The 19,223-nt window shown below is 68.5% G+C and carries 23 protein-coding genes and 3 pseudogenes; 1 reads left to right on the top strand and 25 read right to left on the bottom strand.

The genetic code is table 11. The features are described 5' to 3' along the window. Together BCY76_RS14775 and BCY76_RS14780 are read right to left on the bottom strand one after the other, a co-directional pair. A partial coding sequence (locus BCY76_RS14775; RefSeq protein ID WP_237090203.1) for a putative PEP-binding protein occupies positions 1 to 1,419 on the bottom strand: 1,419 nt, incomplete at its 3' end. A gap of 256 nt (positions 1,420 to 1,675) precedes the next feature. Continuing rightward, positions 1,676 to 1,909: a hypothetical protein gene (locus tag BCY76_RS14780; protein ID WP_237090201.1), complete on the bottom strand. Its 234-nt coding sequence runs from the start codon at positions 1,907 to 1,909 to the stop codon at positions 1,676 to 1,678. A 252-nt stretch (positions 1,910 to 2,161) separates the two neighbouring features. Here BCY76_RS14780 and BCY76_RS14785 point away from each other — a divergent pair, with 252 nt between their 5' ends. Beyond that, positions 2,162 to 4,048, top strand: coding sequence for a BglG family transcription antiterminator (locus BCY76_RS14785; RefSeq protein WP_085437861.1), 1,887 nt, complete (start codon positions 2,162 to 2,164; stop codon positions 4,046 to 4,048). A gap of 289 nt (positions 4,049 to 4,337) precedes the next feature. On the opposite strand, the gene BCY76_RS14790 is transcribed toward BCY76_RS14785, so the two are convergent. From BCY76_RS14790 to rplP, 23 genes and pseudogenes are all read right to left on the bottom strand, one after another. After that, the gene (locus BCY76_RS14790) at positions 4,338 to 5,771 is read right to left on the bottom strand and encodes a sugar porter family MFS transporter (RefSeq protein ID WP_070162539.1); all 1,434 of its coding nucleotides are present in this window, start codon (positions 5,769 to 5,771) and stop codon (positions 4,338 to 4,340) included. Positions 5,772 to 6,041: 270 nt separating this feature from the next. Beyond that, entirely contained in the window at positions 6,042 to 6,893 is an 852-nt protein-coding gene (locus BCY76_RS14795; protein WP_085437862.1) for a tRNA pseudouridine synthase A, read from the bottom strand. A gap of 186 nt (positions 6,894 to 7,079) precedes the next feature. Beyond that, positions 7,080 to 7,625, bottom strand: a complete 546-nt coding sequence (rplQ, locus tag BCY76_RS14800; RefSeq protein ID WP_085437863.1) for a 50S ribosomal protein L17 — start codon at positions 7,623 to 7,625, stop codon at positions 7,080 to 7,082. 78 nt (positions 7,626 to 7,703) lie between these two features. After that, entirely contained in the window at positions 7,704 to 8,717 is a 1,014-nt protein-coding gene (locus BCY76_RS14805) for a DNA-directed RNA polymerase subunit alpha (RefSeq protein WP_070162537.1), read from the bottom strand. A gap of 115 nt (positions 8,718 to 8,832) precedes the next feature. Further along, positions 8,833 to 9,234, bottom strand: a complete 402-nt coding sequence (gene rpsK / locus BCY76_RS14810) for a 30S ribosomal protein S11 (RefSeq protein WP_070162535.1) — start codon at positions 9,232 to 9,234, stop codon at positions 8,833 to 8,835. Between the two features lie 79 nt (positions 9,235 to 9,313). Beyond that, complete coding sequence (rpsM, locus tag BCY76_RS14815; protein ID WP_070162533.1) at positions 9,314 to 9,682, bottom strand: 30S ribosomal protein S13; 369 nt, start codon at positions 9,680 to 9,682, stop codon at positions 9,314 to 9,316. 239 nt (positions 9,683 to 9,921) lie between these two features. Beyond that, positions 9,922 to 10,035, bottom strand: a complete 114-nt coding sequence (gene rpmJ, locus BCY76_RS14820) for a 50S ribosomal protein L36 (RefSeq protein WP_070162531.1) — start codon at positions 10,033 to 10,035, stop codon at positions 9,922 to 9,924. 11 nt (positions 10,036 to 10,046) lie between these two features. Beyond that, a complete protein-coding gene (infA, locus tag BCY76_RS14825) occupies positions 10,047 to 10,268 on the bottom strand; it encodes a translation initiation factor IF-1 (protein WP_070162529.1) in 222 nt (73 codons plus the stop codon). A gap of 374 nt (positions 10,269 to 10,642) precedes the next feature. Then, positions 10,643 to 11,482, bottom strand: a complete 840-nt coding sequence (map, locus tag BCY76_RS14830; protein WP_170922716.1) for a type I methionyl aminopeptidase — start codon at positions 11,480 to 11,482, stop codon at positions 10,643 to 10,645. Next, positions 11,482 to 12,051 (bottom strand): adenylate kinase, encoded by a 570-nt coding sequence (locus BCY76_RS14835; RefSeq protein WP_070162528.1) that lies wholly within the window; start codon positions 12,049 to 12,051, stop codon positions 11,482 to 11,484. Before BCY76_RS14835 ends, map begins: the two co-directional genes overlap by 1 nt. Next, positions 12,048 to 13,354, bottom strand: a pseudogene (secY, locus tag BCY76_RS14840) (preprotein translocase subunit SecY). Before secY ends, BCY76_RS14835 begins: the two are co-directional and overlap by 4 nt. A gap of 237 nt (positions 13,355 to 13,591) precedes the next feature. After that, positions 13,592 to 14,085 (bottom strand): annotated as a pseudogene (gene rplO / locus BCY76_RS14845) (50S ribosomal protein L15). Continuing rightward, positions 14,085 to 14,315, bottom strand: coding sequence for a 50S ribosomal protein L30 (rpmD, locus tag BCY76_RS14850; protein ID WP_070162524.1), 231 nt, complete (start codon positions 14,313 to 14,315; stop codon positions 14,085 to 14,087). Before rpmD ends, rplO begins: the two are co-directional and overlap by 1 nt. Then, positions 14,312 to 15,066: pseudogene (gene rpsE, locus BCY76_RS14855) on the bottom strand (30S ribosomal protein S5). Before rpsE ends, rpmD begins: the two are co-directional and overlap by 4 nt. Next, on the bottom strand, positions 15,063 to 15,434 hold the full coding sequence (rplR, locus tag BCY76_RS14860; protein ID WP_070159069.1) for a 50S ribosomal protein L18: 372 nt from the start codon (positions 15,432 to 15,434) through the stop codon (positions 15,063 to 15,065). The pseudogene rpsE and the gene rplR overlap by 4 nt, the downstream one beginning before the upstream one ends. A gap of 3 nt (positions 15,435 to 15,437) precedes the next feature. Then, positions 15,438 to 15,974 carry a 50S ribosomal protein L6 gene (gene rplF / locus BCY76_RS14865; RefSeq protein WP_085437865.1) on the bottom strand — a complete coding sequence of 179 codons (537 nt, stop codon included), beginning with the start codon at positions 15,972 to 15,974 and terminating at the stop codon, positions 15,438 to 15,440. A 20-nt stretch (positions 15,975 to 15,994) separates the two neighbouring features. Beyond that, on the bottom strand, positions 15,995 to 16,393 hold the full coding sequence (gene rpsH, locus BCY76_RS14870) for a 30S ribosomal protein S8 (RefSeq protein ID WP_070159067.1): 399 nt from the start codon (positions 16,391 to 16,393) through the stop codon (positions 15,995 to 15,997). A gap of 111 nt (positions 16,394 to 16,504) precedes the next feature. Beyond that, positions 16,505 to 17,083, bottom strand: a complete 579-nt coding sequence (rplE, locus tag BCY76_RS14875; RefSeq protein ID WP_070159066.1) for a 50S ribosomal protein L5 — start codon at positions 17,081 to 17,083, stop codon at positions 16,505 to 16,507. Beyond that, positions 17,083 to 17,418: a 50S ribosomal protein L24 gene (gene rplX, locus BCY76_RS14880; protein WP_070159065.1), complete on the bottom strand. Its 336-nt coding sequence runs from the start codon at positions 17,416 to 17,418 to the stop codon at positions 17,083 to 17,085. Before rplX ends, rplE begins: the two co-directional genes overlap by 1 nt. Positions 17,419 to 17,421: 3 nt before the next feature. Then, entirely contained in the window at positions 17,422 to 17,793 is a 372-nt protein-coding gene (rplN, locus tag BCY76_RS14885; protein WP_070159064.1) for a 50S ribosomal protein L14, read from the bottom strand. Between the two features lie 381 nt (positions 17,794 to 18,174). After that, positions 18,175 to 18,459, bottom strand: a complete 285-nt coding sequence (rpsQ, locus tag BCY76_RS14890) for a 30S ribosomal protein S17 (protein WP_070159063.1) — start codon at positions 18,457 to 18,459, stop codon at positions 18,175 to 18,177. A 2-nt stretch (positions 18,460 to 18,461) separates the two neighbouring features. Further along, positions 18,462 to 18,728, bottom strand: coding sequence for a 50S ribosomal protein L29 (gene rpmC, locus BCY76_RS14895; protein WP_070159062.1), 267 nt, complete (start codon positions 18,726 to 18,728; stop codon positions 18,462 to 18,464). A gap of 2 nt (positions 18,729 to 18,730) precedes the next feature. Continuing rightward, positions 18,731 to 19,147 carry a 50S ribosomal protein L16 gene (rplP, locus tag BCY76_RS14900; RefSeq protein ID WP_070159061.1) on the bottom strand — a complete coding sequence of 139 codons (417 nt, stop codon included), beginning with the start codon at positions 19,145 to 19,147 and terminating at the stop codon, positions 18,731 to 18,733. Positions 19,148 to 19,223: the final 76 nt, after the last annotated feature.

Here is a 19,223-nt window from a genome sequence, read left to right on the forward strand (position 1 = left end):
CACGGCCGAGCACGCGGTCGCGGCCGCCTCGCCGCACACCCCCACCGGGCGGTCCTGGCGGGCTCCGGCGGCGCCGACCTCGCCGAGCAGCCGCAGCACCGCCGGGTGCCACGGGTCCTGCAGCTCGGCGACGGAGCCCAGCAGCCGGTCGGCGGCCATCGTGTACTGGGTCAGGTCGTTGGTGCCGATCGAGGCGAAACCGGTGCGGGCCAGCAGCTGGTCGGCGATCAGGGCGCTGGAGGGGACCTCCACCATCACCCCGGCGGTGCGCAGCCCGTGCTCGGCGGCGAGGGCGGTGAACGCCTCGGCCTCCTCCGCGGTGGAGACCATCGGAGCCATGACCCACAGGTCGGCCTCGGTGGCGGCGGCGGCCTCGGCCAACGCGGTGAGCTGGCCCCGGAGGATCTCCGGCTGCGCGTTCAGGGCGCGCAGGCCACGGCGCCCCAGCGCCGGGTTCTCCTCGTCCGCGTCGGTGAGGAACGGCAGCGGCTTGTCCGCGCCGGCGTCGAGCAGTCGGATGACCACCTTCTGCCCGGGGAAGGCCTCGAGCATCTGCTGGTAGGCGTGGCGTTGGGCGGCAACGTCCGGAGCGGTCTCCGCGCTGAGGAAGAGGAACTCGGTGCGGAACAGGCCCACACCTTCGGCGCCGAGCTCCACGGCCTCGGCCGCCCCCTCCGGCGATCCCAGGTTGGCCAGCAGCGGCACCGGGGTCCCGTCGGCCAGCGCCCCCGGAGTGACCGGGGCGGAGGCCGCGGCGGCCCGCTCCGCGATGCGTGCGCGGACCTCCTCCTCACGCTCAGGGCTCGGGGAGGTCTCCACCGTGGAGGCGGCGGCGTCGACCACCACGGTCTCACCATCAGTCAGCTCGGCGGCCCCGGCCACCCCGACCACGGCGGTGAGGCCCTTCTCCCGGGCGAGGATCGCGGTGTGGGAGGTGGGCCCGCCCTCGATGGTCACCACCGCCAGGACCTTCTCCAGATCGAGCAGCGCGGTGTCGGCCGGGGCCAGGTCCTGGGCCACCAGCACGAAGGGATGGCCGGAGTCCGGGACGCCGGGGGCCGGAAGCCCGGAGAGGTGGGCGATGACGCGCTGGGCGACGTCGGCCAGGTCGGCGGCGCGCTCCCCCAGGTAGCCTCCGGCCTGCTCCAGGCGGCGACGGAACTGCTCGAAGGACTCATGGACGGCCCGCTCCGCGGTGGCGCCGTCGCCGAGACGGGCCCGCACCGCCTTGTCCAGGGCCGGGTCCTGGGCCATCATCGCCTGGGCCTGCAGCACGCCCTGGGCCGTTCCGCCGGCAGCCTCGCCCCGGGCGGCGAGGTCCTGGGCGACGGCGACCACGGACTCCTGCACGCGAGCGTGCTCCTGCTCCGGGGTCAGGGCGCTGGGCTCCTCCCCCGGTGCCTGAAGAGGGGCCGCCATCCGGGCCACGGTCCCCAGGGCCACACCCTGCCCCACGCCGGTGCCGGACAGGGTGCGCGCCCCGGGAGCGGGCTGTTCCGCGGTCGCGGCGGAAGCAGCGGATACAGCGGGCGCGACCTCCTGGGAGGAGGCGTGCGGCAGCAGGGACGAGGTCATGAGGTCTCCTCGGGGTCATTGCGGTCGACGGGGAGCGACTCGAGGATCAGGGCAAGGGTGCGGGATCCGTCGAGGTCGCTGAAGATGTCAGGGGGAAGGGTCACCAGGGGGATGCGCATGCTGTAGGAGTCCAGGCGGTCCTGGACACGTTCCCGGAAGGCGGCCAACTGGGCCCCAGCAGGAGGAGGTCGACGTCATCGAGGTCCCCCGACAGTGCGGAGTCGGCGGCGGCACGCACCGTATGCGGCAGCCCCGCCCGCTGCAGAGCGGCGCGGGCGCGCTGGGCCACGAATGTGCTGGACGCACCGGCGCCGCAGACCACCAGGATCTCCATCGATCATCAGCTCCTTCTTCTCCTGACTGTGATTCTCCGCGCGCCGCGATGCCCGTCACAACCATTGAAGTTTCCGCCTCCCCGGAAATCTGCCGGTCACCGGCCCGCCACCTGCCGGTCGCCCAAGGACCCGGAGACGCGGCGCGGGTATCGTAGGCGTGGATCCTCCCGCCGCCCGAGCGCAGGCGGGCGCACCTGCCATGGAACGACGGCGCCGAGGGGGCATGCGATGACGCGCAGCGCCAGGACCAGCTGGTCACCCTGCTGCTGCGCGACCGCGGCTGGACCACGGCGGCCGCGCTGGCGGACCTGCTCGGCGTCACGCCGCGCAGCGTGCGTTCCTACATCGCGGCGATCAACGCCCGCACTCCCGGCGGCGACGCCGTCGAGTCAGGGCCTTCCGGCTACCGCGCCAACCGACCCGTGCTCGCCGGGCTGAGGGCCGGCGGCGAGCGGGAGACTCCCCGGGACCGGCTGCACCGGCTGGTGCGGGCGCTGCTCACCGCCGAGGAAGGGCTCGACGTCTATGAGACCGCCGAGACGCTCTACGTCAGCGACGCCACGGTGGAGTCTGACCTTGCGCGTGTCCGCGGCCTGCTGGACGGGACCGAGCTGCAGCTTCGACGCAGCGGACCGCGGGTGCGCCTGGTGGGCGACGAGCTGGCCCAGCGCCGGCTGGTCTCCCGCCTGGCCCATGAGGAGATGGAGGAGGGAACCTTCGACGTCGAGGCTCTGCGGCGGGCCGCAGGGCTCGGCACCGTGGACAGCGCCGCCTTCGGGACCTTCACCCGGGAGCTGGCCGCCGAGCTCGCCTCGCTGGGCTGGTACGTCAACGAGTTCGCGGCCGCCGACGACGCCCTGCACGCCGCCATCGCCGCCGACCGGGTCGCGCGCGGCCGCGCCCTGCACAGCACCCACGGGGAGCCCAGCGACGATCAGCACCGCCTGGGGGCGACCCTCGATGCGCTGAGCCGACGCCATTTCGACGTCGCCCTGGGCCCCGGCGACCTGCAGCATCTCAGTTCCCTGGTGCTGACCCGGGTGGTCGCCCCCGGTGGGGCCGCCGAGGAGCAGGTACGGCTGGACCCGGAGATCGAGGCCACCGTGCGGCAGGCCGTCACCCACGCCGCCCACGGGTACCTGGTGGACATCGTCGACGAGGAGTTCATCCGGCGCCTCGGCCTGCACGTGCAGAACCTGGTGCTGCGCTCCCGGGAGCATGCGACCGCCCGCAACCCGTTGACCCGATCCCTGAAGTCCGCCTACCCGATGATCTTCCAGGTGGCGGTGTCCATCGCCAACGACGTCGGCCGCCGCCTGGACGTCGAGATCCACGACGATGAGATCGCCTACATCGCCATGCATGTCGGGGGCCGTCTCGAGCGCCGCCGGATGGCGGAGACGGTGCTGACCGCCACCATCGTCTGCCCCGGGTACTACGAGCTGCACGAGCTGCTGCGCTCCCGGATCGCCCGCTCCCTGGGACCCAGCATCGAGGTCACGGGAGTCGAGACCCGGGTGGACCCCGACTGGGCGGCGATCGACACCGACCTGGTGCTGACCACCATCGAACCGCCCCACCGCGACGAACGGACCGTCACCCTGCCCCCGTTCCTCACCGACGCGGACCTGGAACGCATCACCACGGCGGCCTCCCGGATCCGCCGGGGCCGACGGCTGGCCCGGCTGCGGGAGGAGCTCGAGCGCTACCTGAGCCCGGACGCCTTCATCCGTCCGCTGGACACCGCGGACGAGGAGGAGGCCATCCGCGCCCTGGGTGCTCCGCTGGCGGCCCGCGGAGTGATCGACCAGGACTACATCGACCGCACCGTGGAGCGGGAACGGCTCTCCTCCACGGCGTTCACGGAGGCCCTGGCGGTGCCGCATGCACTGCAGATGACCGCCACGCGCACGGCCATCGCTCTGGGCATCGCCGACGGCTCCGTCCCCTGGGGCGACGCCCGCGTCCAGGTGGTGGCGCTGGTCGCCTTCAGCGAGGACGAGCGCGAGGCCTTCCAGACGATCTTCGAACAGCTCGTGGAGGTCTTCAGCGAACGCGAGTCCGTCCAGCGGCTGCTGCGCCGTGGCCAGGACTTCGGCAGCTTCCTGGACGAGCTGGTCGCCGTCATCGACGGGTGAGGGCGGCTCTCTGAGGCTGCCCACCCCTGGCACGTGCGGCGGGCTCTGGCCCAGCCTCCTGCGGCGGTTCGGCCCCGCGAGCAGGACGGGCATCTCCGTGGTCCGGTGCAGGGTGCCCTTGCCGCGGGTTCGGCCCCGCGAGCAGGACGGGCATGCGCATGCCCCTCTCAGTCTCCGCCGCGTGTCGGAGGGACGGACGACGACGGCCGGTCACCTCCCCCCACTGAGGGACGTGACCGGCCGTCGTCTGCGCACGCCCCGGTGCGCCCGATGGATCCGGGCTGCGGGCTCAGCCCTGCTTGGTGTAGGCGCCTTCCGCCATGTCCTCAAGCTCGCGGCCCTTGGTCTCCGGGACCCACTTGAGCACGAAGACCAAGGACAGCAGCGCCGAGACCGCATAGAAGCCGTAGGCGAAGACGAGAGAGAGCTCCGCCATGGACGGGAAGATCGTGGAGATCACGAAGTTCGCCGCCCAGTTGGCCGACGCCGTCACCCCCAGCGCGATGGCGCGGATGCGGTTGGGGAACATCTCACCCAGCAGCAGCCACATGAACGGGCCCCAAGTGGCGCCGAAGAACAGCACGAACACGTTGGCCGAGATCAGGGCGACCACGCCCCAGGCCCCGGGGAGCTGGACGTCGTCGCCGACGGTGACGGCCTGGGAGAAGGCCACCGCCATCATCCCGAGGCCCAGGGCCATGCCGGCAGAGCCGACGGCCAGCGGAATGCGGCGGCCCACCTTGTCCACGATGATGATGCCGACCACGGTGGCCACGATGTTCACCGTGGTGGTGATGACCTGGATCAGGAACGACTGGTCCTCGGGGATGCCCACCGACTGCCACAGCGTGTTGGAGTAGTAGAAGATCACGTTGATCCCCACGAACTGCTGGAAGACCGCGAGCCCCAGGCCGACCCACACGATGGGCATGACCTTGCCGGAGACCAGCAGGTCGCGCAGTCGCTGCCGGGACTCCATGTTGATCGTCCGGCCGATCTCCTGGATCTTCGCGCGGATCTCGTCGTCCTGGCGCAGGCCCACGACCTCCCGCAGCACCGTCGCCGCGCGGGCGTCGTCGCCCCGCGAGACCAGGTAGCGCGGCGACTCCGGGATGGAGGTGGCCAGCAGGCCGTAGATCAGGGCGGGGATCGCCTCGATGAGGAACATCCAGCGCCAGGCGTCGACGCCGAACCACAGTTCCCCGGACGCCCCACCGGCGAGGTTGGAGATGAAGGCGTTGGAGACGGCCGCGGCGAAGATCCCGATGACGATGGCCATCTGCCACAGCGAGCCCAGGCGTCCCCGGAGGTTGGTGGGCGCGACCTCGGCGATGTAGGCCGGGGCGATCACCGAGGCCATGCCGACGCCGACGCCGCCGAGCACGCGCCAGACGATCAGGTCCACGGTGTCGAAGGCCAGGCCGGAGCCCAACGCGGAGATGAAGAAAGCGGCGGCGGCGATGAGCATGGCGCGCACGCGACCCAGACGGTCCGAGAGCGTGCCGCCGATCCAGGCGCCGACCATGCAGCCCAGCAGAGCGGAGGAGACGGTGAAGCCGATCAGGACCTCAGAGAGGCCGAACGTGTCTTGGATGGCGCCGACCGCACCGTTGATGACGGCGGTGTCGAAGCCGAAGAGGAAGCCGCCGAACGCGGCGACCAGCACGACCCATGTCACGGCGGTGACCGCGGGGTCCTGCGATCGTGTGGTGGTGGTGCTCATCAGAGGGTGATCCTTTGAGTCGAAGAGGTCTGAACCGGTGAGCTGCGTCCTATGAGCCAGGTCGCAACGCATGCGAACTGTGGCACCCTACATCACCGGGCAGGAAGCGCTCTCAGCCTCTCCGCACGCCATGAGTGGAACATCACCCCTGGTCAGAGAGCTATAGCGCTGGAGCAATCGATGCGTGACTCCGCACACTGCGTGCGAAAGATCACATCAGTCGATGTCATAGGTGTCACAGCAGGCATCGCATGACAATTCGTCCGCGGCTCAGGATCCGCGTGTCGGGCGCATGGCCCGAGTCTGCTCCGCACGGTCGGCCAGCTGATCGTCGGGCGGGTAGTCCACAGACTCCAGCACCAGTCCTCGCGGCGGGGCCAGCCGCACTGCGGCGTCCCAGCTGGGCGTGCCCAGCCGCTCCATGAGCCAGCCCGACTCACGGCGCCCCTCCCCCACGTCGATCGTCGCGCCGATCAGGGCCCGCACCATGTGGTGGCAGAAGGCGTCCGCGGTGAGCCGGGCCGCGATGACGCCGTCGTCCCCGCGTGCGATGCTGAACTCCTGCAGCTCTCGGATGGTCGTGCTCATCTCCCGGGGCCGGCAGAAGCTGCCGAAGTCATGCAGCCCCAGCATCCCGACGGTCTCAGCTGCCATGAGCGCGTCGTCCAGCCGCGCGCGATGCCAGGCGGTGTCCGCCCGACGCAGCGGATCCCGCAGCGCGGGATGGTCGGCGATCCGGTAGGTGTAGGTGCGGCTCAGGGCCGAGAACCGGGCGTCGAAGCTCGCCGGGACCTCGGCGGCGCTGTGGACGACGACAGCCCCGTCCTCGCGGGCCAGCACCCCGCCCAGCCGGCGCAGGATCGCCTCCTCGGGCGCGATGTCCCGGCCCCGTGACAGACCTTCCCATTCGGCGCGGCTCAGGTCCAGGTGCACCACCTGGCCTCGGGCGTGGACCCCGGCGTCGGTCCGCCCGGCGACCACGACCTTCACAGGCCGACGGATCAGGGTGGCCAGCGCCTCGGTGAGCACACCCTCTACGGTGCGCAGCCCCGGCTGGGCGGCCCAGCCGCGGTAGGCGCCGCCGTCGTAGGCCAGGTCGAGTCGGATCCGCACATCTGCCATGGACACCAGGGTATCCGGGCTCCGCACCGCAGCCCGCACACGCAGAAGCCCCCGATCCCCTGCAGGGGATCGGGGGCTTCTGCGATGCCGAGGGCACATCGTCACGGCGTGCTGACGATGCGCGGCGCGGAGAACCCGTCAGGACAGGCGCTCTGCCGGATCATCGGACCCGAAGGCCCGGAAGGGTCACTTGTCCTCGGTCTCCTCGGAAGTCTCCTCAGCCGGAGTCTCCTCAGCGGGAGTCTCCTCGGTGACCTCCTCGACCTGAGTGTCCTCGGCGACCTCCTCGACCGACTCCTCCTCGACCGGGGCGGCGGCGGCCTGCTCGGCCTCCTTCACCACAGCCTGCTTCGGGGAGACCGGCTCCATGACGAGCTCGATGACAGCCATGGGGGCGTTGTCGCCCTTGCGGTTGCCGATCTTGGTGATGCGGGTATAGCCGCCCTCGCGCTGGGCCATGGCCGGAGCGATCACAGTGAACAGCTCGTGGACGATGGCCTGGTTGGTCGAGTTCTTGGCGCTGATCTTGCCGACCACCTGGCGGCGAGCCGCGAGGTCACCCTTCTTGGCGATGGTGATCAGGCGCTCTGCGTACGGACGCAGACGCTTCGCCTTGGTCACCGTGGTGGTGATCGAGCGGTGCTCGAACAGGCTGGCCGACAGGTTGGCCAGCATCATCTTCTCGTGCGACGGGCTCCCGCCCAGGCGCGGTCCCTTGGTGGGGGTAGGCATGGTCTCGTTCTCCTTGGATGGTGCGCCGCCGGGTCACAGCCCCCGCGACGCGCAGATGATGTCGTGTGCGTCAGGCGCTCAGAACTGCTGCTCGCCCTCGAGGTACTCGCCCTCGCCCGCCTCCTGGAAGCGCGCGGCGGTCGGGTCGAAGCCCGCCGGGGAGTCCTTCAGGGACAGGCCGAGCTCGGTGAGCTTGTCCTTGACCTCGTCGATGGACTTCGCACCGAAGTTGCGGATGTCCATCAGGTCGGCCTCGGAGCGTGCCACGAGCTCACCCACGGTGTGGATGCCCTCGCGCTTGAGGCAGTTGTAGGAGCGCACCGTCAGCTCCAGGTCCTCGATGGGCAGAGCCATGTCGGCGGCCAGGGCGGCGTCGGTCGGCGAGGGGCCGATCTCGATGCCCTCGGCGGCGACGTTGAGCTCCCGGGCCAGCGAGAACAGCTCGACCAGCGTGGTGCCCGCGGATGCCAGTGCATCGCGCGGAGCCATCGACGGCTTGGCCTCGACGTCGACGATCAGCTTGTCGAAGTCGGTGCGCTGCTCGACACGGGTCGCCTCGACCTTGAAGCTCACCTTCAGGACCGGGGAGTAGATGGAGTCGACCGGAATGCGGCCGATCTCCGAGTCCGCGACCTTGTTCTGCGAGGCCGACACATAGCCGCGGCCGCGCTCGATGGTCAGCTCCATGTCCAGCTTGCCGTCCTCGTTGAGGGTGGCCAGGTGGAGGTCGGGGTTGTGGACCTCCACACCCGCCGGCGGAGTGATGTCCGCGGCAGTGACCTCACCCGGGCCCTCCTTGCGGAGGTAGGCGACGACGGGCTCGTCGTGCTCGGAGGACACGGAGAGCCGCTTCACGTTGAGCACGAGCTCGGTGACGTCCTCCTTGGCGCCGGCGACGGTGGTGAACTCGTGGAGCACACCGTCGATCCGGATGCTGGTCACAGCCGCGCCCGGAATGGAGGACAGCAGGGTGCGACGCAGCGAGTTGCCGAGGGTGTAGCCGAAGCCCGGCTCCAGGGGCTCGATGATGAAACGCGAACGGTGTTCAGCGACGACTTCTTCGGTCAGCGTGGGGCGCTGTGCAATGAGCACTGGTGGTTCCTTTCAGAGTGCATCCGCTATATGACGCAAACTCAGCGATGATGATGCTCACCTCCGCCGCGACCCGGGAGGCCGCGGCGGAGATCGGTGTCGTATAGAAGGTCGCTCAGACGCGACGGCGCTTCGGCGGGCGGCAGCCGTTGTGCGCGCTCGGGGTGACGTCCGTGATGGAGCCGACCTCGAGGCCGGCGGCCTGCAGGGAGCGGATGGCGGTCTCGCGCCCGGAGCCCGGGCCCTTGACGAACACGTCAACCTTGCGCATGCCGTGCTCCTGGGCACGCTTGGCGGCCTGCTCCGCGGTCATCTGCGCCGCGTAGGGAGTGGACTTGCGGGAGCCCTTGTGTCCGACCTCGCCCGACGAGGACCACGAGATCACGGCGCCGGTGGGGTCCGTGATGGACACGATCGTGTTGTTGAAGGTCGACTTGATGTGGGCCTGGCCCTGGGTGATGTTCTTGCTGGCCTTGCGGCGCGGCTTGCGAGCCGCTGCGCGTGACTTGGGGGGCATATCTTCTCCGTGACTCAGTTGGTCTGATCAGCGTGTGCCGGCCTGTCCGGGACCCCGGAGGCCGAGGGCATACGCAGAACTACTTCTTCTTGCCTGCGACGGTCCTCTTCGGACCCTTGCGGGTGCGGGCGTTGGTCTTGGTGCGCTGACCGCGGACCGGCAGGCCACGGCGGTGGCGCAGGCCCTGGTAGGAACCGATCTCGACCTTGCGCCGGATGTCGGCGGCGACCTCACGACGGAGGTCACCCTCGACCGTGAAGTTCCCCTCGATGTAGTCACGCAGAGCGACCAGCTGGTCGTCGCTGAGGTCCTTCACACGGGTGTTCGGGTCGATCCCGGTGGCCTCGAGGGCCAGCTGGGCGCGGGTGTGCCCGACGCCGTAGATGTAAGTGAGTGCGATCACCGTGCGCTTGTCGCGCGGGATGTCGACACCTGCCAGACGTGCCACGTGGCAGTCCTCCTTGTTCTTGTCCGAAGGTCTTCAGCAGTGCGTTCCCTCTGGGACGTCCCCGATACGGTGATCGGCGGCGTCCGGCGTCGGAGGTGACGCCGTCAGCGGGTCTCCGGCCCTCGGCAACCGGAGGTGGAACCGTGCAGCTCATCCACGGTGTGCACTGCCATCATCATTGAGCTGTGGTCGAGCGCCCGGGCGCCCTCACTTCATCCAGGTGGGAGAAGGTGAGGAGCTCAGCCCTGGCGCTGCTTGTGGCGCGGGTTCTTGCAGATCACGCGGATCACGCCGTTGCGGCGGATCACCTTGCAGTCAGAGCAGATCTGCTTCACGCTGGGGTGAACCTTCATGGCTTTCCTCTTTACTTGTAGCGGTAGACGATACGTCCACGGTTGAGGTCATACGGGCTCATCTCCACCACGACCCGGTCCTCCGGGAGGATCCGGATGTAGTGCTGGCGCATCTTGCCCGAGATGGTGGCGAGCACCACGTGGTCGTTCTCCAGACGCACGCGGAACATCGCGTTCGGAAGGGCTTCGGTCACCCGGCCCTCAACCTCGATCACACCTTCTTTTTTACCCATATGCTCCACACCGTTCGCGACTCCCCCGTCCGGTCGATGCACGACGACGGCGACAGCACCCGTCGATCCGGACCGCGGCGCACTGCACCGCCTGACCCGTGATCATGAGGAATGATGCCGCCGCACGTGACGTGCGGGCCGGGAGAATCTGGTTCTGTTTCTGACAGACGCCGCTGGGCTCCCTCCGCTCCCGGTGAGACCGGAGGCGCAGGACGCCCGCCGGTCTGCGGGCACGGCTGAACCACAGAGACAACCAGCAGTCAATACTACCCGACACCGAGTCGTCGCGGCAATTCGCCGCAGGAGGACCCGGGGCGGGTCAGCGGTGAGGAGGGCGGACCGGGGCCGGCAGCCGCGGTCGACCCGAGTGTCGATCAGCGGATCGGCACGGGGGTCACGCCGAGCGGCTCCAGCTCGGAGGCCCCGCCGTCGGGTGCGGTCAGCACCCAGATCCCGCCCTCGTGGCGGGCCACCGAGTGCTCCCACTGGCTGGCCCGGGACCCGTCCTCCGTGACGACCGTCCAGTCGTCGTCGAGGACCCGGGTCTCGATGCCGCCGCGGGTGAGCATCGGCTCGATGGCCAGCGCGAGGCCCGGCTTGATCCGGGTGCCCTTCATGCCCGTGGAGTAGTTGAAGACGTCCGGGGGCAGGTGCATGGCCGAGCCGATCCCGTGGCCCACATAGTCCTCGAGGATCCCCAGCCGCTCGCCGGGCTGGGAGACGACATGCTCCTCGATCGCTTCACCGATCTCCCCGACGTGGCGGGCCGTGGCGAAGGCGGCGATGCCGCGCCACATGGCCTGGCGCGTGATCTCCGAGAGACGCTCGTCGCCGGCGTCGGCGGTCCCGTCCTGGGAGGAGCCCAGGATCACCGTGCGCGCCGAGTCCGAGTGCCAGCCGTCGATGATGCAGCCGCCGTCGATCTTCAGCACGTCGCCGGTCTGCAGGACACGGCCTCCGGGGATCCCGTGGACGACCTCGTCGTTGACCGACGCGCAGATGTGCCCGGGGAAGCCGTGATAGTTCAGGAAGTTCGGCTTCGCCTCGTGGTCGGCGAGCACCTCGGCGAAGACCGCGTCGAGCTCCGCCGTGCTCCGTCCGGGCTCTGCCGCGGCGACGGCGGCGTCGAGCGCCTCACACAGCACTGAGCCGGCGGCGTCCATGGAAGCCAGCTGCTCGGGCGTCTTGAGCTCGACGCGGGGTCGGGAGAACATCAGCCGCGGATCGCTTCCATGATGCGTCCGTAGACCTCGTCGATCTCGCCCAGCCCGTCGACCTGGCGGAGCAGGCCGCGGGAGTCGTACTCGGCGATCATCGGCGCGGTCTCGCTCTCGAAGAGCTCCAGACGACGGCGGATCGCGGCCTCATCAGCGTCATCCTCGCGCCCTTCGATCTCGGCGCGCTTCTTCAGCCGCTGGGTCAGCTCCTCACGGTCGGCGGTGAGCTCCAGCACGACGTCGAGCTCCACTCCCAGGCGGGAGAGCATCTCATCGAGCGCGGTCACCTGGGTGCGGTTGCGGGGGTAGCCGTCCAGCAGGAAGCCGTCCTTCGCGTCCTCCCAGGACAGGCGGTCCTCGACCATGCGGTTGGTCACCGAGTCCGGGACGAGCTCGCCGGCGTCGACGTAGGTCTGGGCCTCCCGGCCCAGCTCCGTCCCGCCCTTGATGTTGGCCCGGAAGATGTCACCGGTGGAGATGGCGACGATGCCCAGCTCCTCGGCGATCTTCTTCGACTGGGTTCCCTTGCCCGACCCGGCGGGTCCGACGATCAGCATTCGCGTCATCGCAGCAGCCCTTCGTAGTTCCTCTGTTCCATCTGAGCGTTGATCTGCTTCACCGTGGTCAGACCCACACCCACCATGATGAGGATGGAGGTTCCGCCGAACGGGAAGTTCTGGTCGGCGCGGATCAGCACGAAGGCGATCAGCGGGATCAGGCGATGAAGCCCAGATACAGCGAGCCGGGGAACGTGATGCGGGAGATCACGTAGGCCAGGTAGCTCTCCGTGGGCCGGCCGGCGCGGATCCCGGGGATGAACCCGCCGTACTTGCGCATGTTCTCGGCCACCTCGTTCGGGTTGAACGTGATGGTCACGTAGAAGTAGGTGAACCCGATGGTCAGCAGGAAGAAGATCACCATGTACACCGGGTGGCTCTGCGTGCCGAAATACGTCTGGATGAGCTCGGCGAACCGGCCGGGCTCTTCTCCCGGGGCCGGCTGGTTGAACTGGATGTACACCGAGGGGAGCATCAGCACCGAGGAGGAGAAGATCACGGGGATGACACCGGCCATGTTGACCTTGATCGGAATGTAGGTGGAGGTTCCGCCCACCGTGCGACGGCCGACCTGGCGCTTCGCGTACTGGACCGGCACACGCCGCTGGGACTGCTCCACGAAGACCACTGCGGTGATGATGACCAGGCCGATCAGCATCACCAGGGCGAAGGTCCGCCAGCCCTGCACGGTCCAGATCTGACCCATGGCGCCGGGGAAGCCGGCGGCGATGGAGACGAAGATGAGGATGGACATGCCGTTGCCGACGCCTCGCTCGGTGATCTGCTCGCCGAGCCACATGATCAGCGCCACGCCCGAGGTCAGCACGACGATCATCAGGACGATGACCCACAGGGAGTCGTTCGGGATGATGGGGATGTCACAGCCCAGCAGCGCACCCGTGCGGGCCGTGGCGACCAGCGTGGTGGCGTTCAGCGTGGCCAGTCCGATGGTGAGGTAGCGGGTGTACTGCGTCAGCTTCGCCTGCCCCTGCGGGCCCTCCCGCTGAAGCGTCTCGAAGCGGGGGATGACCACGCGCAGCAGCTGCACGATGATGGCCGCGGTGATGTAGGGCATGATGCCCAGGGCGAAGACCGAGACCTGCAGCAGCGCACCGCCGGAGAACATGTTCACGAAGGAGTAGAGGCCCCCTTCCGTGGAGCCCAGCTCGAGACACTGCTGGACGGCGCCGTAGTCCACCCCGGGGGCCGGGATGAAGGCTCCGATCCGGTAGATCGTGATGATCCCGATCGTGAACCAGATCTTGCGGCGCAGGTCGGGCGTCTTGAACACCCTGGCTAGTGCGCTGAACACGCGTCCTCCTGTGGATGGTGCCTCGGCATGGCGTCAGTGGTCGCCGCCGAGGTCCGGCGGCCACACAGACAGCCATACTAACGTCACATGCGGGAACGATGAGAATCGTCTCCGAGATCCGGACCACAGCCGGAGCTCCTGATCACATGGCGGCGAGGCGGAACATGGGGTGGGTGGAGATGCACGACGGCCCCCGTCGCACGCGACGGGGGCCGTCAGACATCAGCGATGGGTCGCTCAGTCCTGTGCCGGAGCCGGACGCAGGTCCAGCGTCGTGACCGAACCGCCGGCTCGGTGATCTTCTTCTCGGCCGAGGCGGAGAAGGCGTGGGCCTTCACCTGGACCGCCGAGGAGATCTCACCGGAGCCGAGCACCTTGACGGGGCGGCCCTTCTTGGCCACGCCCTTGGCGATGAGGATCTCCGGAGTGACTTCGCCGCCGGAGGGGAAGAGCTCCCCCAGGGTGGAGAGGTTCACCGGGGAGAACTCGACCCGGTTCGGGTTCTTGAAGCCGCGCAGCTTCGGAAGGCGCATGTGCAGCGGCAGCTGCCCACCCTCGAAGCCGGCGCGGACCTGGTAGCGGGCCTTGGTGCCCTTGGTGCCGCGGCCTGCGGTCTTGCCCTTGGACGCCTCACCACGGCCCACACGGGTGCGGGCCTTCTTGGAGCCGGGGGCCGGACGCAGGTCGTGGACCTTGAGGACCTCAGACTCGGCAGCGTTGTTCTCTGCCATCACTTGGCCTCCTCAACATTCACGAGATGCTTCACAGTGTTCAGCATGCCCACGGTGACGGCGTCCGCGTCACGGACCACGGTGTGGCCGATCCGCTTCAGACCCAGCGAACGCACCGTGTCACGGTGCTTCGGCGTGGCGCCGATGGTGGACTTCTTCTGAGTGATCTCCAGCTTGTGGTCGCCGGGGACCAGGTTCTTGGCGGTGGTGTAGTTGACCGTCACCCTCATGCACCTGCCTTCTGCGCACGAGCCTCGCGGTCCGCCTCCATGGTGCGGAGCATCGGGGCCGGTGCGACCTCGTCGAGGGCCTTGCCGCGGCGAGCCGCCACAGCCTGAGGCTCCTCGAGCTGCTTCAGAGCGTCGATGGTGCCGTGCACGATGTTCAGCGCGTTCACCGAGCCCATGGACTTGGTGAGCACGTCGTGGATGCCGGCGCACTCCAGCACGGCGCGAACCGGACCACCGGCGATCACACCGGTACCCGGGGAGGCCGGACGCAGCAGCACGACGCCCGCGGCGTCCTCGCCCTTGACCAGGTGCGGGATGGTGGAGCCCACGCGCGGCACGCGGAAGAAGTTCTTCTTGGCCTCCTCCACGCCCTTCTGGATCGCGGCGGGCACCTCCTTGGCCTTGCCATAGCCGACGCCGACCATGCCGTCGCCGTCGCCGACGACGACCAGCGCGGTGAAGCTGAAGCGACGACCGCCCTTGACGACCTTGGAGACGCGGTTGATGGTCACGACGCGCTCCAGGAACTTGTCCCGGTCGATGTCGCGGCCGCCACGGCCACGGCCCTCGCCGCGGCCACGACCGCCGCGGCCACCACGGCCGCGCGCTCGTCACGACCGCCGCGGCCGGAGCTCTTGTCAGCGGCCTGCTGGGTCTCGCCGGCCTGGGGCTGCTGAGCAGCCTGGGCGGCGTTCTCGTTGGCCTCAGTCACAGATGAGTCCTTCACAGTGTTGTCGGTGTTCTCACTCACAGCTTCAGACCACCCTCCCGAGCGCCGTCAGCGACGGCGGCCACGCGACCGTGGTACTTGTTGCCGCCGCGGTCGAAGACCACGGCCTCGATGCCGGCAGCTTTGGCGCGCTCGGCGATCAGCTCGCCGACCTTCTTCGCCTTGGCGGTCTTGTCGCCGTCGAAGCTGCGCAGGTCCGCCTCCATGGTGGTGGCGGAGACCAGCGTGCGGCTGCGGTCGTCGTCGACGACCTGAGCGACCATGTGGCGCGATGAGCGGGTGACCACCAGGCGCGGACGCTCGGCGGAACCGCTGATCTTCTTGCGCAGGCGGAGGTGACGACGGCCGCGGGCAGCGGACTTCGACTTGCCCTTGATACCAATAGCCATGCGTTACTTACCTGCCTTTCCGGCCTTGCGGCGAATCTGCTCGCCCTCGTAGCGCACGCCCTTGCCCTTGTACGGGTCAGGCTTGCGCAGCTTGCGGATGTTGGCGGCGACCTCGCCGACCTGCTGCTTGTCGATGCCGGAGACCGCGAGCTTGTTGGCGCCCTCGACCTGGAAGGTGATGCCCTCGGGGGCCTCCACCTGGATCGGGTGCGAGTAGCCCAGGGCGAACTCGAGGTCCGAGCCCTTCGCCTGCACGCGGTAACCGGTGCCGACGATCTCGAGCTTCTTGGTGTAGCCGTCGGTGACACCGATGATCATGTTGTTGATCAGGGTGCGGGTCAGGCCGTGCAGGGAGCGGGACTCGCGCTCGTCGTCGGGACGGGTCACCGTGATGGTGCCGTCCTCGATGGCGACGTCGATGCCCTCGGCGAGGGTCCGCTGGAGCGAGCCCTTCGAGCCCTTCACGGAGATCTCACGGCCGTCGAGGGAGACCTCGACGCCGACAGGGATGGTGATCGGAAGACGACCGATGCGTGACATTGTGCTTCGACTCCTTCCGGTTACCAGACGTAGGCGAGGACTTCCCCGCCGACGCCCTTCTTGGCAGCCTGCCGGTCCGTGAGCAGACCGGAAGAGGTGGACAGGATCGCGATGCCCAGACCGCCCAGCACGTGCGGGAGGTTGTTGGACTTCGCATACACCCGGAGACCGGGCTTGGAGATGCGGCGCAGGCCGGCGATCGAACGCTCACGGTTCGGGCCGAACTTGAGGTCGATGACCAGGGTCTTCCCGACCTCGGCCTCCTCCTCGCGCCAGTCAGTGATGTAACCCTCGGCCTTGAGGATGTCGGCCACCCGCACCTTCAGCTTGGAGCTGGGCATGGAGACCTGGTCGTGGTAGGCCGAGTTGGCGTTGCGCAGACGCGTCAGCATGTCTGCGACTGGGTCAGTCATTGTCATGTGGGGCGTGTGCCCTTCCTCGCCGCGGTTTCCGATCTCCGAAGGGACTCAGCGTCCCCGACAGGGTCGGGGCCGATGGAACCTCTGGTGAAGGGACCTGCGGCGTAGTGCTTACTGTTCGGTCTTGAAGGGGAAGCCGAGCGCCTTCAGCAGCGCGCGGCCCTCGTCGTCGGTCTTGGCGGTGGTCACCACGGTGATGTCCATGCCGCGAGCACGGTCGATCGCGTCCTGGTCGATCTCGTGGAACACCGCCTGCTCGGTCAGACCGAACGTGTAGTTGCCGTTGCCGTCGAACTGCTTGGGGCTCAGGCCGCGGAAGTCACGGATGCGCGGCAGCGCAAGGGTGACGAGGCGGTCGATGAACTCCCACATGCGGTCGCCGCGCAGCGTGGTGTGCGCACCGATCGGCTGACCCTCGCGCAGCTTGAACTGCGCGATGGACTTCCGGGCGCGGGTGACCTTCGGCTTCTGGCCGGTGATGTTGGTCAGGTCGCGCACGGCGCCGTCGATGAGCTTGGAGTCGCGTGCTGCCTCGCCGACGCCCATGTTGACCACGACCTTGACCAGGCCGGGGACCTCCATGACGTTGCCGTAGCCGAACTCGCCCTGCAGCGCCTCGCGGATCTCGGAGCGGTACTTGGTCTTCAGACGGGGGGTGATCTTCTCGGTCACGCTCTGCACCTCGGTCATCACAGGTCCTTTCCGGAGGCCTTGGCGTACCGGACGCGCACAGTCTTGGTGCGGCCGTCACGCTCGACGGTCTCCTCCCGGTAGCCGACCCGGGTGGGCTTGCCCGACTCCGGGTCCACCACGGCCACGTTGGAGATGTGGATGGGGGCCTCGGACTCGACGATGCCGCCCTCGGTGTTGCCGAACTGGCCGGCACGGAGGTGGCGCTTCACACGGTTGACGCCCTCGACGACGACGCGCTCCTCGCGCGGCCGCACCTCGAGGACCTTGCCCTGCTTGCCCCGGTCCTTGCCGGTGAGGATCTGGACGAGGTCGTCCTTCTTGATCTTTGCCATGAGTCAGAGCACCTCCGGCGCGAGCGAGACGATCTTCATGAACTTCTTGTCGCGCAGCTCACGACCCACCGGCCCGAAGATACGGGTACCGCGGGGCTCCGGGGTGTCACCCTTGAGGATGACGGCAGCATTCTCGTCGAAGCTGATGTAGGAGCCGTCGTTGCGGCGGGTCTTCTTCTTCGAACGGACGAGCACAGCCTTGACGACGTCGCCCTTCTTGACGTTGCCGCCGGGGATGGCGTCCTTGACGGTGGCGACGAAGGTGTCGCCGATGCCTGCGTAGCGGCGTCCCGATCCGCCGAGAACACGGATGACCAAAAGTTCCTTGGCCCCGGTGTTGTCAGCGATCTTCAGCCGCGATTCCTGCTGGATCACGTGGATAATCTCCTGTCGTCTCGCCGGTTCTCGTCGTCCATCCGACGAGCCTTGCGGAACTTCTACGGGAACACTCCCCCGCCGCTTACCCCCGTGGTCCATCGCGTCAGACGCGATCTGTCACTGTCCACGGGGCCGAGGCGGCCTTGGGGGACGTGCGCTTTCCTCAACCCTCCCGGTCTGGCGACCGGAGACGAGGGCCCGCGGGATGGATGGTCCCGCTGCAAGGGCGCACAGCCTCAATATCATACCTGAAAACAGTTCGGGACCCAACTCACCGCGGTGAGTCGGGTCCCGAACCGTCAGCCGGCCCCTCCGGGCCGGGGTGCCGTGCCGCGCTCCCCACAGGGAGCGCGGCACGGGATGCTCATCAGTCGATGATCACTTGGCCTTCTCGATGATCCGCACCAGGCGCCAGCGCTTCGACGCCGACAGCGGGCGGGTCTCCGAGATGAGCACGGTGTCGCCGATGCCGGCGTCGCCGTTCTCGTCGTGAGCCTTGAACTTCGAGTGCCGCTTCATGACCTTCCCGTACAGGGAGTGCTTCCTGCGGTCCTCGACCTCGACCACGATGGTCTTGTCCATCTTGTCGGACACGACCACACCACGCAGGTTCTTGCGGTAGTTGCGCTCGGTGCCCTGTGCTTCGGTGTTCTTCTCGCTCATGCTCAGTCCTCAGCCTTCTCTTCAGCAGCCTCTGCCTCGGCGCCGACCATCTCACGGATGCCCAGCTCGCGCTCCCGCAGGACCGTGTAGATCCGGGCGATGTCACGCTTGACGGCCTTCAGGCGGCTGGAGCTCTCCAGCTGACCGGTGGCGGACTGGAAGCGCAGGTTGAACAGCTCCTCCTTGGCGGAGCGCAGCTGCTCGGCCAGCGAAGCGTCGTCCATGGTCGAGAGCTTCTCGACCGTCAGATCCTTCGAACCGACTGCCATCGTCACTCACCACTCTCTCGGCTGATCACGCGTGCCTTCATCGGCAGCTTGTGGATTGCCAGACGCAGGGCCTCCTTGGCGACCTCTTCGCTGACACCGGACAGCTCGAACATCACGCGTCCGGGCTTCACGTTGGCGACCCACCACTCGGGCGAGCCCTTACCGGAGCCCATGCGGACCTCGGCGGGCTTCTTGGTCAGCGGCTGGTCCGGGTAGATGTTGATCCAGACCTTTCCGCCTCGCTTGATGTAGCGGGTCATCGCGATACGTGCCGACTCGATCTGCCGGTTCGTCACGTAGGCGGGGCCCAGGGCCTGGATGCCGTACTCGCCGAAGGCGAGTTCGGTGCCGCCCTTGGCCTGGCCGCGGCGCTTGGGCTTGTGCGGCTTGCGGTACTTGACTCGACGGGGCATCAGCATCAGCTCTGTCCTCCTTCAGCTGCAGACTCGGCAGCGCCGGAGCGCCTGCTGTCCCGGCTGCGACCGCCGCGACGAC

This window comes from Nesterenkonia sp. PF2B19 (assembly GCF_001758425.2).
Taxonomy (GTDB): domain Bacteria; phylum Actinomycetota; class Actinomycetes; order Actinomycetales; family Micrococcaceae; genus Nesterenkonia; species Nesterenkonia aethiopica.